Source organism: Moorena sp. SIO3I8 (assembly GCF_010692325.1).
Lineage (GTDB): Bacteria > Cyanobacteriota > Cyanobacteriia > Cyanobacteriales > Coleofasciculaceae > Moorena.
The window spans coordinates 1-16,323 of record NZ_JAAHHW010000075.1; the positions used below are offsets into that span (position 1 = coordinate 1).

Below are 16,323 nucleotides of genomic sequence, written 5' to 3' on the forward strand. Positions count from 1 at the left end.
CGGCCTTCGAGGAGGGTTAGATAAATTTGGCCAAAATTCCGACTATTCGCGCTCCTTTTCTCCCCATCTCCCCATCTCCCCATCTCCCCATCTCCCCATCTATTTTTGGCGAGAATGAAACAGCCCTACCTTACTAAGGGGGGTTAGGGGGGATCCCTAAAAACCCAGAACTTTGTACCTAATTGAATTGCAAACCGCTGTATTGCTTATTCCCTACTACTTATTGCTTATTCCCGATTACCATTACCATATTTTTTTATCTAGTTTCTCTTTTCTTTACACAGTCTTTAATCAATTAATCCTGACTTCTCTAGTCTGTTCTGAATAATCGATATAGGTGTTATTTAATTCTTACTTATTAACTCGTTGATGGTTCTATTTCTACAGTTAATGATTCCTTTTTGGTCAACTCTGACATCTTACATGGCTTTTAAAGCTATACTAATGGCCAGAAATTTTATCCTACTTATGGAAAAATTTTGCTTGTTCAGCAGCCAGTTATTCAGAAATTTATTTTGGCAACTATTTTCGCAAATTATAGCATTATTAAATTAGTTATGACTATAGTCATGACTACTCTCCCTACTTTTTCACTTTTTCTGTCTGGTGTTTGCTTTTTTTAAAGTTTTTTTACCATTGTTTGGTGCTTATGGGACTCCCTTCACTAGTTCAATTATGGAACATTTTCAAGTTCCAACTGAATGAATCTCAACCCAACAACAATACTATTCTTGAATCAACTGAGCCTAAGTTCAAAGAAATCTTGACGAAACGAATCCAGGTTGTTGATAACTGTCTTTATACGATTAATGACTGTCTGAATAGCCTAAATAACATCGTAGATCATCAAGGAACTGCACAACTGAGTAGTGAGCAAATAAATGACCTGAGAAACCAACTTATCCATCTCACAGAAGAACTCCGTCAACTTCGGTGAATCTTCTGATGATTTAAGATGAGTTAAAGAGTTATTTATCAAGCTTTTTGTGGGACTAACGAATTGGGTCATGTACAGTAACCAGTTTAGTCCCATCGGGGAAGGTTGCTTCTACCTGGACTTCATTCACCATTTCGGGAACTCCTTCCATGACATCATCCCGGGTCAGCAGCGTGGTGCCGTAACTCATTAAATCAGCTACTGGACGTCCTTCCCTAGCACCTTCCAAAATTTCCGCAGAAATGTAGGCAACGGCTTCTGGGTAATTTAGCTTCAACCCCTTTTCCTTGCGCCGTTCTGCCAATAAGGCAGCAGTAAAAATTAGTAGTTTATCCTTTTCTTGGGGTGTCAGTTGCATTGTTTTATCGTGTGGTTAGCAGCAATTTTGGTTAGTAGCAATTTTGGTTAGTAACAATTTTGACATTACAATAGCCAAACTCGTGGCTTAATCATAGGACGCCCGAATAGATTAACACGCAACAGTTGCCAAACCTCTATAAACCAGTGTCTCACCTCCTCAGTCGAAGCACCACGATAGCGGCATAATAATCCTGACATCAGCTGAGTTACGCCAGCTTCCCCCACATACTCCCTAGCACTCCAAAGTTCCCTGGCTTGTTCGAGAATCTCAGATGATACCGGTTCCCCTACCAAAGCTAATGTTCCTACCACTGGTTGTCCCGCTAAACCATAAGGACTAGAGAAGGTGGCTTCGCTAGCTGGTAACCATTGTCGGTCAATCCAGGTTGGATGTCCTTGCTGCCAAACTTCCGTATGCGATCGCCAATTTCCCTCCACAAACCTTTCTCCTCTGGCACTCCGTCCAAATCGAGTAATTTCCCAGCCTAACCAACTGGCTCCCGGCGCTAATTCTACCCGCAAATCCTGCCGGTAAACTGCACCATTGAATACAATCGTTTCCTGGGGCAACCATTCTAAACAAGCACCAGTCTCTACTTGGAGCCGGATGATTTGTCTAGTTTCTGGGGTTTTTAGCTTAGCGCTATAGTTTTTTTGATTAGCGCTAGATCTGATTTGTCTAGCTTCTGGCTTTTTTAAACTAGCGCTAGATAAATTTTCTTTAACTTCTGGTTGGTTTAAACTAGCGCTATAGTTTATTATACTAGCGCTAGAACTGCCCCTACCATAAGCTTTACTAGCAGCAGCAGTGGTGATTAAAGCATGAGTACCCGATTCAAGGTGGATATCTTGAGACAACCTGTCCCCTGCTACCATTCCTCCAGCGGTATGAAGTACCACACTGTGACAAACCCCTAGCCCTTCTGGATAAAACGGTCGCTGTACCTTCAAGGGAGCTCTGGCGTAGGTGTGAATAGGTTGAGTTTTTCCATGGGCTAAGGCAAAGCGTAATTCAAGGCTGCCATGCCATCGAGATTGATCACTATCTGTTGGTTGTGGTTGAGAGAGTCGATTCACGAATAATTAAAGGGCAATGTAAGGTAATTGACCGGGTCGCTTCGCCGTTGCTGAATATCGGAATCATATTCAAGTAAGCTAAACGGTTAAAATGCTTTTTAGGAAGGCAAAAAGCATGCATGGCTATTGGCAAAAGGGGACTGGGATCTATCTTTTTGATGTGATTTGACTAATATAAAGTTTAAATGCACAACAGCTTATACTTGAGCCAGTTATAGGGTACCTAAATTAATTGTGATAATTTTTGTTCATCGTTCCCTACTCCCTACTCCCTGTTCCCTGTTCCCTTTTCTATACCAATTACCCTTGAGTCTTCCAGAATTGGGCAACGCCTTGATCTCTAACTAATTGCCCGATTCAATCGGTGTCAAACTAATCACAGTACGTTGGATGAACTACCCCGCCCTGTAGAGGGACGGGGTTTCAGCAGACCCGTCCTGAGAGCGTGATTTTTGACGCTTCATCTTCCCTAGTTGCTTCATCGATCCAGTATGCTTACTGGTCTTTGAAGTAGAGCTAGAAAATCCACGTTTATCGAGGTCATTCCCGTACCCCGGCTGTTTTCCTAATGCTGCGTTGTACATTACCATTGTGCTGGTTTTGTCTCGTGGAAATTCAAACCCGCACTCATCACAAACGTGGTAACGATTGGAAATATCAGCCCATTCTTTATGAACTTTACCACATTTTGGACAACGTTGTGATGGCTTCAATTGCTTGGTAGGTAATTGAAGCACGATCCCACCTTTTAGTTCGATTTTGTAGGTCAGCATCTTATTAAGAGAACCAAAACCAACATCAAGGATAGATTTATTCAACCCAGCTTTTTGTCTTTGGCGTTTTGAGCTGTTCTTAGCTTTACGAGTCATTCCTTTCGTATTGAGTTTTTCAGTTACGCCGATGTCATAACGACTAGCTAAATCTGACGTAACCTGGTGTTGCCAGTCTTTACGCTGATTACCAATTTTACGCTTGAGTTGAGATTCTCGTTTATTGGCCTTTTTCCAGCGACTTGATGGCTTCACTCGCTGTCTACGATTAGGAGCGCGTTTTCTACGTTTAGCCTTGCCAGCATTTTTTAATAATGGTTCTAAAGTACGAGTAAAACGCTGATTTTCAATCTCGTTGAACTCAGACCCATCAAAGGTAGTAATAGCTGTTTCTGTTCCTAAATCATAAGCTACAACCGACTCATAGCTTAAGTCTGACTCAGCTCCATATAATGGTTCAGGTGTATCAACTTTTAGAGTGATCGATGCAAACCATTGATTTAATCGTGGTTTGTAAACAACAGTCAAAGTGGTTGGCTTACCCCAATATTTAGCCTTACCTCGCATCCTGATTTTAATTTTAAGGTCATTCAGGATAAGAGTTCCATGTTTTCCATTACTGTTAACTTTCCAGCCAGAAGCACTGGGGTAAGTCCATCCAGAATAGTCCCTAATAGATTTAAATCTTGGGAACTTTCTTAGTCCACTGAAAAAACTGTTATAAGCTAGGTCTACCCGTTTAACTGTTGCCTGTAATGATGTGCTGTAAAGACCTTTATATTCCGTCCAGCATTCCTTGAAGGCCGGTAGAATATTTTGTTGTTCAAAATAACTAACGCTTTTCTGGTTTACTTTCCACTCATAGCGACGATGAGCCAGACAGGCATTGTATAACAATTGATGCAAAGAACGAGCGTAGAATAACTTGGATTGTTGTGATGCCGTTGGGTACAATCGAAATGTCTGTCTTAACGTCGCCACAGTGTAATCACCTCCTTAGTTTTCTTCAGTCGCGCTGATTAGACGACAATCAATGTAACACAGATTCCGGAAGTTATGGCACGACTCCAAATGTATTGTATTCTGTGGTGGAGCGCCATTATAAAAAGTAAAAGAATATATCAAAAATCCATCGGGAGGATGTGGGGAAACAGTTGTTGAGGGGGTCTATCCATCCCCACTAATCACGAGGGATGGGGAATTTCGACCCCCTCAAACACCCCCCAATTGTTAAATGCCAGTTAATAAGTTTACGGTCACACCTGGCTCTCAAAAGCAACCAAACTAATGACTAACCACTAATAACCTATACATCTGGTGCATTATGCCAGATAATTAAGTCAGACTCATCTAGGGGTAGCGTAGAGTCTTATAATTTGGAAACCGTGCAATAATCGTGTTTACCGTGACTGGATAATCTTTCCCTATGGTGCAAGTGCCTGACTCTACCGCCGAACTCGCTGCCCTCCTCAACGAACCGATGGATCTAGATTTCCAACTCCCGGATCCAGAGGATGAGGAAATTCAGGAAACTGACTTTGACCAGCTAGTCGATCACGCTTGGCGAGTATGCGATCGCGTTGACCTACAGACCGATATCTGGCGGGGACGGATTCTACGAGTAGTAAGAGACAGGGAGAAAAAAGGGGGTGAAGGAAGGGGAGCTGGATTTTTAAATTGGCTCAAAAGTCGGGAAATCGGTAAGAGTCAGGCTTACTCCCTGATTGAACTGGCTAACAGTGCCGATACTCTGTTAACCGAGGGTCAGCTTAGTCATGATGCCATTAATAACTTCAGTAAACGGGCATTTGTGGAAACAGCTAAGTCTGCTCCCGAAGTCCAGCAGATGGTGACAGAACGAGCTCAAAAAGGCGATCGCATTACCCGCCGGGAGGTCAAACAGGCGTCTGATCAATGGACTGCCATGTCCTCAGAATTACTACCAGAGGAAGTTAAAGAAAAATCTGCTGAAGGGGGTCTCCCATCCAGTTACCTGGCTCCATTGGTCAAAGAGATGGAAAAGCTGCCAGAAAGCCACCTGATTCCATTACAAGAAGCAATTGCTACAAACCCAGATGTGGACACCGTTAAACACGTGACCTCAGATGCCCGTTGCTTAGCCAAGTATCTAGATGCATCTGCCCAAGTCCAAGCTATTAATCACACATCCTTGGATATGGAACTAGCTTTAGATGAAGCGCTACGGCTTGAGTGTTTAAACACTGCTGCTGATTTAGTGAAACAAGCCTTGGCACTAGAAAAGACTGTTGGCAAACTCTATACTACCTGGAAGCGTTTAGGTAGCCTGTCAGACCGATTGTATGTAGATACCGGGGCAAGTACTCCCCACTTGCGATTGCTGCTGACCTGTATGGATCGTCTAGCGGGTGACGTGATTGAAGTTCCTTTGGACGAGAGTGGAGAGCAGCTGATTCGGCTGAAAGTTATGAGCGAAACCTAAGGTATCAGCATAAGCGCTACGCGCACGCTACGCGAACAGCTGTCAGCCGTCAGCCGTAACTCAGACCTTACGTTCCCGTAGTGCTGCCTTTGGCCTTAGCTTACCTCTTTTATTCAAAATCACATCAAGTAGCGTGGACACAAGTCCTTGGCTGAATCTGATAGCTGAATGCTTACCTTACTAAGGGGAATTGGTAGTTCATTAAGCTATTGGCCAATAATGCCCATCTTAATAGATAATAAACGATTGTTGTAGCCTAGAAAAAGGCTAATAAATCTATCGATCAGGGGATGGACGACGATTTGGCTGTGAAAATAAGGCGTGCAGGCATGAAAGACAGTTTAGATCAGATGAGCGAGAATATACCAAAATTTTCTACCTTAGTAGACCTGCTACGTTACCGAGCAATACACCAGCCGGATCAGATCATCTATTCATTTCTACTGAACGGGGAAACCCCAGACCGCTACCTTACCCATCAACAGTTAGACAACCACGCCCAAGCGATCGCATCCGAGCTTCTACACCAAAACGCAAAAGGGGAGCGAGCTTTGCTACTCTATCCACCCGGTTTAGAGTTTATCACAGCTTTCTTCGGCTGTTTGTATGCGGGAGTGTTAGCCGTTCCCGCTTATCCCCCCCGCTCCAATCAAAATTTGTCCAGGCTAGAGGCAATTGTGGCAGATGCTCAGGCCAAATTTGCCCTCACTACTACCCCTCTATTAGAGAAAATAGAGACTCAGCTAGCTGAAAATCCCGCCAACAATCAACTGAAGTGGCTGGCAACTGACAATCTGCCTACGCACCACGAATCAGATTGGCAGCACCCGGACTCTACACAGAATACTTTGGCTTTTCTACAGTACACCTCTGGCTCAACGGGTAAACCCAAAGGAGTAATGGTTAGCCACGGGAATTTGTTATATAACTCAGCTTTGATCAATCAGTGTTTCCAAGATACACCCCAAAGCAGAGGATTGTCTTGGTTACCCGCTTACCATGATATGGGACTGATTGGTGGCATCCTACAACCCCTTTATGTTGGTCTTCCCATCATCCTGATGGCTCCAGTAGATTTCCTCCGCAAGCCTTACCGCTGGCTAAAGGCAATTTCCAAATACCAGGTGACTACCAGTGGTGCTCCGAATTTTGCCTATGAGCTGTGTGTGCAGAAAATTACGGCTAAGCAATTAGAAGCCCTAGACCTGAGCAGCTGGCAAATGGCCTTTACCGGTGCTGAGCCAGTTAGAGCCTCAACATTAGAGCGATTTGCTCAAAAATTTGCCCCTTTTGGTTTCCGTCGGGAAGCATTTTACCCCTGTTATGGCATGGCAGAAACCACATTATTAGTAACTGGAGGCTTGAAAGACCAACCTCCAGTGGTAAGGGAATTTGAAGGGCAAGCTCTTGAACAAAATCGAGTGGTTCCCCTGCCAGAAAATCGTCTCAATCAGTCTAATGGTCAGTCTAATGGTCAGTCTAATGGTAATGTGGCGACTCGAATCCTGGTCGGGTGTGGGCGGACTTGGTTAAATGAAAAAATTGCGATCGCATGCCCCCAATCCCTTACCCAGGTTGAAGCAGGTGCTGTCGGAGAGATTTGGGTAAAAGGTCCAAGTGTTGCTCAAGGCTATTGGAATCAACCAGAGGTGACGGAAAAAACCTTTAATGCTTATCTAGCTGATACTGGTTTAGGACCATGGCTGCGTACTGGTGATTTAGGATTTATCCAGGATGGCGAGTTGTTTGTAACAGGTCGTCTGAAGGATTTAATTATTATCCGGGGTCGCAACCATTATCCCCAAGATATAGAATTGACGGCGGAAAAGAGTCATCCGGCTCTTCGCCCTGCCTATGGCGCAGCTTTTTCTGTGGAAGTCGGACAGGCTGAGCAATTGGTGATTGTCCAAGAAGTCTCCAGGAATTACCTTCGGAAACTAGATGTAGATGAAGTGGTTGAAGCAATCCGCAGTGCCATCTCCCAAGAGTACCAGCTTCAAGTTTATGCTGTGTTATTGCTCAAGACCAATAGTATTCCCAAGACATCCAGTGGCAAAGTACAGCGCCATGCTTGTCGAGCTGGATTTCTAAACAATACCTTGACAGTTGTAGGGCAATCGAGGTTGGGGCAACACCCAACCATTGCCCCAACCAAACCAGAAAAAGAACCCACTACTAATACTATCGGCAAAGCGCAAACCCGGCATACACTTCAAAAGTGGATAGTAAATTGGCTAGCGCGAGAAACAAAACTGCCTGCCGGGTCTATTAACATCAGCAAGTCTTTTGCTGATTATGGTCTAGATTCAGTAACAGCAGTCGAATTAGCTGATGATCTCGAAGAATGGTTAGGGGTGCCTCTGTCTCCGACACTGGCGTATGATTATCCCAATATCGAGTCCCTTGCCCAATATCTGGCTCAAGAAAGTCAAAAAAGCAACTCAAACCAGGAGGACAGCCCAAGAAAAATCGAACCGAGAGTTTTGAGTGCAGGTACTGAGATGCAACAATTATGGGAGGCACAGTTCCAGAATCTGGATCGGTTCACCTCGACACCCTTTTATCGTTCACCGGTGACGGTTCAATCGATTTCCTCCAGTGGTGATCAAGAGGTAGACCAACTCTTAGCTGAGTTGGAAATGCTCTCAGAAGCACAAATCCAAGAAATTCTGGGAAAACCCATCAAATAATTCCTAGATCTATGTTTCGATCTATGTTGCCAGTGGATGATATTGCTAAGCGGATTGCCAATCTCTCCCCCGAAAAACGCGCCCTTCTTGAGTTGCAGCTGCAAAAAAGGAAAGGGTTAAAAGAACCTATTGCTATTATCGGGATTGGCTGCCGCTTTCCAGGTGCCTCTTCCCCAAACTCCTTCTGGCAACTGCTCAAAAATGGTGTTGATGCTATTACTGCAGTGCCACCAGACCGTTGGGATATCCAGAAATTTTACGATGCTGATCCCACAGCACCAGGCAAAATGTATTGCCGTTATGGTGGTTTTCTGGCCCATGTTGATCAATTTGATCCAGAATTCTTTGGCATTGCTCCCCGGGAAGCTACCTATATCGACCCCCAGCAGCGACTACTGTTGGAAGTAATTTGGGAAGCACTAGAGGATGCAGGCCAAGTGCCTAGCCGAATCAGTGGTAGCCAAACGGGGGTCTTTGTTGGCATTTCTACTCATGATTATGGTCAGCTGCTCCTCCAAACTCCAGAGGTGGTAGATACCTATACCAATACTGGTGTAGCTTCCACTATGGCAGCTAATCGCATTTCCTACCTACTGAATTTAAAAGGGCCAAGTCTAACGGTTGATACCGCTTGCTCCTCATCCCTAGTTGCTGTTCATTTGGCTTGTCAGAGTATCTGGAATGGTGAGTCAACCGTAGCCATAGCAGGGGGAGTGAATTTGATGCTAACCCCAGTGGTGACGGTTGGGTTAAGTAAGTTAACGGCTTTATCTCCTGATGGTCGCTGTAAGGCATTTGATGCCCGTGCCAATGGCTTTGTCAGGGGCGAGGGGGCTGGGGTGATAGTAGTAAAGCCCCTATCCAAAGCCCTGATCGATAAAGATCCAATTTATGCTGTGATTCGAGGCAGTGCGGTGAACCAAGATGGGCGCACTAATGGGCTAACTGCTCCCAATCGAGACGCTCAGGAAGCTGTTCTAGTCTCGGCCTACCAGCACGCGGGCATTTCACCGTCAGATGTGCAGTATGTAGAAACCCATGGCACCGGAACCCTACTGGGAGACCCGATTGAAGCGATGGCCTTGGGAAATGTCCTAAAACGCGCTCGCAAAGCGGTTCCAAAGGAACATCGCTCTGACAATAACTCTGATAATAACTCTGATAACTACGGTGCGTTATCAACCCATCCTACCAACAAGCCTGTTGCGATTGGCTCGGTCAAATCTAATATCGGTCATCTAGAAGCAGCTGCTGGTATTGCTAGTTTGATCAAAGTCGCCCTATCCCTCAAGCAGCAAGAACGTTTACCCAGCCTCCATTTCCAGGAGCCAAATCCCCACATTCCCTTTGAGCAACTATCCCTGCAAGTACAGCAGCAAGGGGAGCCTTGGCCATGGGATGTGATTCCACCATTTGCTGGTGTAAGTTCTTTCGGTTTTGGAGGAACCAATGCTCATGTGGTGCTACAAGGAGCGCCAGAGTTGACAAAAGCGACAAGTAATGATAGAGACCAAAACGATCAAGAGCAAAACGATCATCTATTTACCTTGTCTGCCAAAACAGCAACCGCTCTGCAAACCCTAGGAAAGCGATACATAGACTTCATAGCATCTGAGCCATCAAGCACACTGGCAGATATTTGTTTGACCAGCAATAAAGGGCGATCGCATTTTAACTATCGTCTAGCCCTCCTAGTCCAATCCACTGACCAGTTGCAGCAACAACTGACCAAGTTGACAGAAAGGGAAACCATTTCGGAGAAAATAGCACAAAATAGCCCTACTCCCCCCGAAATAGTTTTCCTCTTCACTGGTCAAGGCTCTCAGTATAGTGGTATGGGACGGCAACTTTACGAAACCCAACCAATATTTGCAGGCTATCTCGACCAATGCGCCGAAATTCTGCAATCCTATTTACAAAAACCCTTACTGGATGTCCTGTATGGGGAAATCTTTAGCGACAACAGTGACAACTCCACATTATTAAATCAAACGGCCTACACCCAACCGGCATTATTTGCTCTAGAATACTCCCTGGCTCAGTTATGGCGGTCTTGGGGAATCGAACCAACTGTGGTGATGGGTCATAGTGTTGGGGAATATGTGGCAGCAACTGTAGCAGGAGTCTTTAGCTTAGAAGATGGGCTAAAGCTAATTGCTGAAAGAGCGCGTTTGATGCAACAGTTGCCAGAAGGTGGTGAAATGGCGGTGGTTTTGACCAATGAGCAGCAGGTCACTGAGGCAATTCAATCCCTATCCGAAAAAGTCTCAATCGCTGCCATTAACGGTCCGGAAAATATTGTGATTTCTGGGGAAAGTCAGGCCGTTCAAACCGTGATAGCCCGACTACGCTCTCAAAAGGTCAAATCACTAAAGTTGCCAGTCTCTCATGCCTTCCATTCTGCCCTCATGGAACCAATGGTGGGAGATTTTGCTCAGGTATTATCGGAAATATCCCTACATCCCCCGCAAATAGAGATAATCTCGAATGTAACTGGACAATTAGCCACTGCTGAGATAGCTACGACCGAGTATTGGTGTGACCATGTGCGTGGGTCCGTGAAATTTTACCAGAGCATGGAAACCCTTTATCAAGAGGGTTATCATCTGTGTGTGGAAGTAGGACCGAAGCCTAGCCTATTGGGCATGGGCAAAGCGTGTTTACCGAAAGGAAAGCTCACAGCTATACCAAGTTTGCGCCCAGGAAAACCAGATAGTCGGCAAATGCTGGAAAGTTTGGCAAGCCTATATAAACATGGCGCATCAGTAGACTGGGGAAGATTCCATCAGCATAACCCCCGTCGCCTAATTTCCCTACCCACTTATCCTTTTGAACGGCAACGGTATTGGCTAGATACCACTTCAGTAAAACCATTATCCCCGATTTCCTATGGTCAACTCTCCACTCCCTCCTATCGGGATTGGTTGTATGAAATAGCATGGCAACCTAAGGATGTAGATTCATCTGATATATCAGTAGATATATCTAAATCTAGTACAACTTGGTTGATTTTTGCCGATAAAGAGGGCTTTGGAGAAACATTTGGAGAAACATTAGTTCAACAGCTGGAAGAAAAATGTGTTGACAAAGCGGTTCCAAAGGAACATCGCGTTTTGCTAATTTCCCCTGGCTCAAGCTATGAACAATTACAAGTAAACCATTACCAAATTAACCCAGCACAACCGCAACACTTTCAGCGTCTTTTAGATCAAGAAGTCGAATCTCTAAACGCAACATCTGTGATTGTGGTTCATATGTGGAGTTTAGATACTCCCGCACTGGACGAGTTTCAAACATTTCCCCTAGACGCCACCTTAGAAAACGGTTGTGGTAGTGTCTTGCATCTGCTGCAAGGGTTAGTCAAAGCAGAATTAGCTCAATCCCCTCGTCTGTGGTTAGTTACCGAAGGCACACAACCGGTAGGTAAGAGGAAAAAATCTTTACAGATTGCTCAGTCTCCCCTATGGGGTTTAGGTGCAGTTATTGCCCAAGAACATCCAGAAATCTGGGGAGGGATAATAGACCTAGAACCAAGTCAAGACTCAGCACTGAGCAATGAGGAGCACTACCAAGAGCAATCATTAATGCTGCTCAACCAGATATTACAGCCACAGGGAGAAAACCAAATTGCTTTGAGGGATGGACAAGCCTATGTGCCTCGCCTGATTCATCAACAGCAACAGTCCCAACCCCCCGCTTTACCATTGCAGCTAAAACCAGATAGCACCTACTTAATTACCGGTGGTTTGGGGTCACTGGGGTTAAAGGTAGCTGAATGGATGGTCGATAAGGGCGCAAGGTATTTAGTACTGGTAGGACGAAGCGAACCAAATCCTAGGGCGTCAGAAATAATTGGGCAATTAGAAGCACAAGGTGTGATGGTGGTCCTCGAGCAGGTGGATGTATCCCAGGAAGCACAAGTTAGGGACTGTCTCAACAGAATTCAGGTTTCCCTACCCCCCCTCAAAGGAATTATCCATGGTGCAGGGGTCCTAGAGGATGGGGTGCTGTTGCATCAAGATTGGGCAAAATTTGCCAAGGTGATGAAGCCGAAAGTTGAGGGAGCCTGGAATTTACACAGGTTGACTCAGGAGATGGCCATAGACTTATTTGTACTATTTTCTTCCGCTACTTCTATCCTAGGTACCCCTGGTCAAGGAAACTATTCCGCAGCTAACCGATTTTTAGATAGCCTCAGCCATTATCGACAACAGCAAGGTGCAAGCGCTTTAAGTATTAATTGGGGACCTTGGGCTGAGATGGGTTTAGCCGCTGGCGTCGGGAAACGGATGGCAATGCTGGGAATCGAGCCGATTCAAGCACCACAGGGATTACAGATACTCGAACAACTTCTGGCACAAGATCGGGCTCAGGTGGGGGTATTACCGGTGGAGTGGTCAAAGTTAAAAGAACGACTACCGGTAGAGTTACCGTTATTCCTATCAGAGGTAATCACAACAGAAACACTACCGCCTCAGGGGGATCGGGAAAACGACAATTCTGGGATTTTTGATCAACTGCTCGGTAGTACAACAACCCAACGGGAAGCGTTATTAAAAGATTACCTTAAGCAACAGATTGCTAAGGCTTTAGGGATAAGTCGGGAAATCTCAGGGTCGAGCAACCTGATGGATTTGGGTGCTGATTCCTTGATGATTGTAGAAGTACTCAATGCCTGTAAGAAAGACCTGAAGATAACGCTTTATCCTAGGGAGTTTTATGAGCGACCAACGATTACAGCTCTAGCTGAGTACTTGGCTTTGGAGATGGAACGGCTTCATCAGCCCCAGCCAACCCAAACCTCATTGACCACTACTAGTCTCTCAGATATTAAGAATTGGGCTAATCCTTGGGCATGGAACAATAGCGAACGCAAATTTACCAAACCCACCCAGCGCAATCGGAGCATGGTGTTTGTGCTATCTAGCCCTCGGTCAGGCTCCACCTTACTGCGGGTGATGCTAGCTGGTCATCGGGATTTATTCTGTCCACCAGAATTACACCTATTGCCCTTTGAAACGATGGCTGAGCGCAATCAATCCTTGGGTTCAACTCACTTAGGAGAAGGGTTAGCGCGAGCTTTCATGGAAATTATGAACCTAGATGCCCAAGCCAGTACAACACTGGTGGAGGAGATAACCCAGCAAGACTGGTCAATTCAGAAGGTTTATGGCAGGTTACAGGAACTAACGGGTAAACGTACTCTTGTGGATAAGTCTCCTACCTATGCTGGCAGTATTGAAACCCTAAGGCACGCGGAAGATTTATTTGAAGAAGCGAAGTATATTCATCTGGTACGTCATCCCTATGCGGTAATTGATTCCTTCGTGAAAAATCGGATGGATAAAATCTTTGGTATTGATGAGGTAGACCCTTATTGGCTAGCAGAGGAAGTTTGGACAACCTGTAACCGTAATATCCTAGATTTCTTCGAGGAAATTGCACCATCCAATCATCATTTAGTGTATTACGAGGAACTAGTCAAGCAACCTGCTAAGGTGATGGCAAGGTTGTGTGAGTTTCTCGGTATTCCTTTTGATGAGGCGGTTTTACAGCCTTATCAAGGCCAGCGGATGACCGATGGAATTCATCCCCAATCCCTACCGGTAGATGACCCCAATTTCCGCAACCATAAGCAAATTGATTCGGCTTTGGGAGAAGTTTGGCAGCAAATCCAGCTCCCCCAGCCTTTAGGGAAATTTGCCCAAGAAGTAGCGACACGGTTGGATTATCAATTGCCGTTACTGGTTGAACCTTCAGCCCAACCAGCTAATGTTGAACTTGAAGCGATGCAAGAGTCTTATCTAGACGTGCGGGGTTTACAGCTTTGTCTGTGTAGTTGGGGTCCGGTGGATGGAGATTTAATCCTATGTATCCATGGTGTTTTAGAACATGGAGCGGCTTGGGAAGAAATTGCTGGTCCCTTGGCAAGGATGGGATATCGAGTCGTTGCACCCGACCAGCGAGGCCATGGACGTTCCCAGCATGTGGGGATGGGAGGGTCTTATCAATTAATCGATTACTTGGGGGATTTGGATGCGATCGCTTTTGGCACGGCAGAGCCAAACGCGATCGCACTTACAGACCAGCCATTTATTCTAGTGGGTCATTCCATGGGGGCTGTGGTTGCTGCCACCTTTGCCAGTGTCAGACCGGAAAAGGTCAAATCTTTACTATTGCTGGAGCCGGTGCTACCAGGGGAAGGGAAGGAAGATGAAACAGCTCAACAGTTGGCAACCCACCTAGATTATCTAGCATCCCCACCCCAACACCAGGTCTTTGGGAATATCGAAGCTGCTGCTAATCGTCTGCGCCGCTTAACCCCCAACCTCTCTGAAGAATTAGCATTAAAACATGCTGAGCGACTTACGGAACCTGGTGATGGTGGTGTACGCTGGCGCTGGGATCCAAGACTGCAAATTCGTACGGGAATTGGTTTAAGTGGAACAGCGTTTAATCGAGATAAATACACACAGCTACTTCGTCAAATTAAAGCTCCCACTACCTTAGTTTATGGAAATAATAGTAACTTTAACCGAGCCGAAGACCTAGCCTTACAACAAGCTGCCATACCTCACGCTCAAACAGTAAAACTATCAGGAGGACATAACCTCCATGTTGATGCACCAGATGCTATAGTTGCAATTATCGCCAACAACCGATTAAAGCTGAAAAATTAAAAAGTGACAAGTTAACAAGTAACAGGGAAAAGGTAACAGGTAAACTTAACAATACCAATTACCAAATATAGCCAAACCAACTAGCCAAACCAACTAGTTCATGAAACCAAATACTGATTCATAATAACACCAAAAAATCTTCTGAGCTCTTTCCCAATGTTCCCTGTTCCCTGTTCCCTGTTCCCTGTTCCCTAATCCCTACTCCCTGCTCTCTCCACTATACAAACAAATGACTAATATAGACCTTTTATGGGAAATCCCCTTATCCATACTCTCCTTCATCTTTTCCCGCATCCTAAGATTTGTGATGCAAACCATAGGGGGATACTTTACCTCCAAAAAAAATACTAAAAATCTCCAGTGGCAACTCGTATCAGCCGAGTTTTTAAAAAAGCCCATCAAATTAATTTGGGCAATGAGTCGAGCTCGTTGGAATCTTCACGCTATTATTTCTCTAGTTGGACCGATTCAGGTCAAAGAGGTAATTAGCTTTGATGCCAGTGCAGCTAAACAATCAGCCCAATCCTGGACATTAGTAGTTTACAGTCTACCAGATTTTGAAACTATCACTAATATCAGCTCCCTCACCGTATCCGGAGAAAACCAATGGGAATCCGTGAGCTTGAAACCAGGTAAATACTTATTAGGTTTGCGGTATTATCACTGGTCAGAAACAGTAGAGCAACCTACTGTTAAAGCAGATGGTGTTAAAGTAGTAGATGCCAAGCAAATTAACGCCCCTACTGATATTAACAGCTTTTACCGTGACCTAATTAAACGAAAAAATTGGCTTCATGTCTGGTTGAATTATTATGTCTTCAACCTGTTGCGCTTTAAGCAATGGTTACCCCAAGCATTTGTAAAAAAAGTATTCTTACCTGTACCGAATCCAGAAACAAAATTTTACTATGGTGCCTTGAAAAAAGGAGAATCGATTAAATTCAAACTAGCACCATCCCTGTTAACAAGCCATGATATTTACTACAGCTTGTACAGCCGTGAATGCTTTGCTCTAGATTGGTACAAAATTACTGAAGCGGAACATAAAACATCTGCTAGTGATCAGAAATCTATTTATATTGTTCGGATTCATCCGAAATTTGAGCGAAACGCTTTATTTGAAAATAGTTGGGTTAAGATAGCCGTTGTTTGAAGTAATAGCTTGAAGTAGTACTTAGTCTTGTAATCCCAATAATTCCAATAATTCCAAATGCTGGTTAAAAACCCCCTTTAGAATCTAGTATAATTTAGTCCTTGAGGTAGCTACTTTGTTGATTTAGACACGGTTTGTATCACCGCTACCTAAGGGTAGTTTTGGCTAAAGGGGGATTAGTGAATCAAAGAGGAT

Annotated in this window: 7 protein-coding genes; 4 read left to right on the forward strand and 3 right to left on the reverse strand. The window is 44.8% G+C overall.

The features are described from left to right. Positions 1-992: 992 nt before the first annotated feature. The 3 genes from ureA to F6K51_RS23905 form a co-directional block, all read right to left on the reverse strand. Complete coding sequence (gene ureA, locus F6K51_RS23895; protein WP_008179425.1) at positions 993-1,295, reverse strand: urease subunit gamma; 303 nt, start codon at positions 1,293-1,295, stop codon at positions 993-995. A 65-nt stretch (positions 1,296-1,360) separates the two neighbouring features. Continuing rightward, on the reverse strand, positions 1,361-2,374 hold the full coding sequence (locus F6K51_RS23900; protein WP_293024894.1) for an urease accessory protein UreD: 1,014 nt from the start codon (positions 2,372-2,374) through the stop codon (positions 1,361-1,363). Between the two features lie 395 nt (positions 2,375-2,769). Further along, positions 2,770-4,125, reverse strand: coding sequence for a transposase (locus F6K51_RS23905; protein ID WP_293024896.1), 1,356 nt, complete (start codon positions 4,123-4,125; stop codon positions 2,770-2,772). A 445-nt stretch (positions 4,126-4,570) separates the two neighbouring features. On the opposite strand from F6K51_RS23905, the gene F6K51_RS23910 reads away from it, so the two are divergent. From F6K51_RS23910 to F6K51_RS23925, 4 genes are all read left to right on the forward strand, one after another. Continuing rightward, positions 4,571-5,605, forward strand: a complete 1,035-nt coding sequence (locus tag F6K51_RS23910) for a hypothetical protein (protein ID WP_293024898.1) — start codon at positions 4,571-4,573, stop codon at positions 5,603-5,605. A 329-nt stretch (positions 5,606-5,934) separates the two neighbouring features. Then, the gene (locus F6K51_RS23915) at positions 5,935-8,295 is read left to right on the forward strand and encodes an AMP-binding protein (protein WP_293024900.1); all 2,361 of its coding nucleotides are present in this window, start codon (positions 5,935-5,937) and stop codon (positions 8,293-8,295) included. Between the two features lie 11 nt (positions 8,296-8,306). Continuing rightward, on the forward strand, positions 8,307-14,975 hold the full coding sequence (locus F6K51_RS23920; protein WP_293024902.1) for a type I polyketide synthase: 6,669 nt from the start codon (positions 8,307-8,309) through the stop codon (positions 14,973-14,975). Between the two features lie 229 nt (positions 14,976-15,204). Continuing rightward, complete coding sequence (locus tag F6K51_RS23925; protein ID WP_293024904.1) at positions 15,205-16,128, forward strand: DUF6208 family protein; 924 nt, start codon at positions 15,205-15,207, stop codon at positions 16,126-16,128. Positions 16,129-16,323 lie beyond the last annotated feature (195 nt).

Coding starts and splice junctions, on each gene's coding strand:
- ureA (WP_008179425.1), bottom strand. CDS start 1,295: ATGCAACTGACACCCCAAGAAAAGGATAAACTACTAATTTTTACTGCT.
- F6K51_RS23910 (WP_293024898.1), top strand. CDS start 4,571: ATGGTGCAAGTGCCTGACTCTACCGCCGAACTCGCTGCCCTCCTCAAC.
- F6K51_RS23915 (WP_293024900.1), top strand. CDS start 5,935: ATGAAAGACAGTTTAGATCAGATGAGCGAGAATATACCAAAATTTTCT.
- F6K51_RS23920 (WP_293024902.1), top strand. CDS start 8,307: ATGTTTCGATCTATGTTGCCAGTGGATGATATTGCTAAGCGGATTGCC.
- F6K51_RS23925 (WP_293024904.1), top strand. CDS start 15,205: ATGACTAATATAGACCTTTTATGGGAAATCCCCTTATCCATACTCTCC.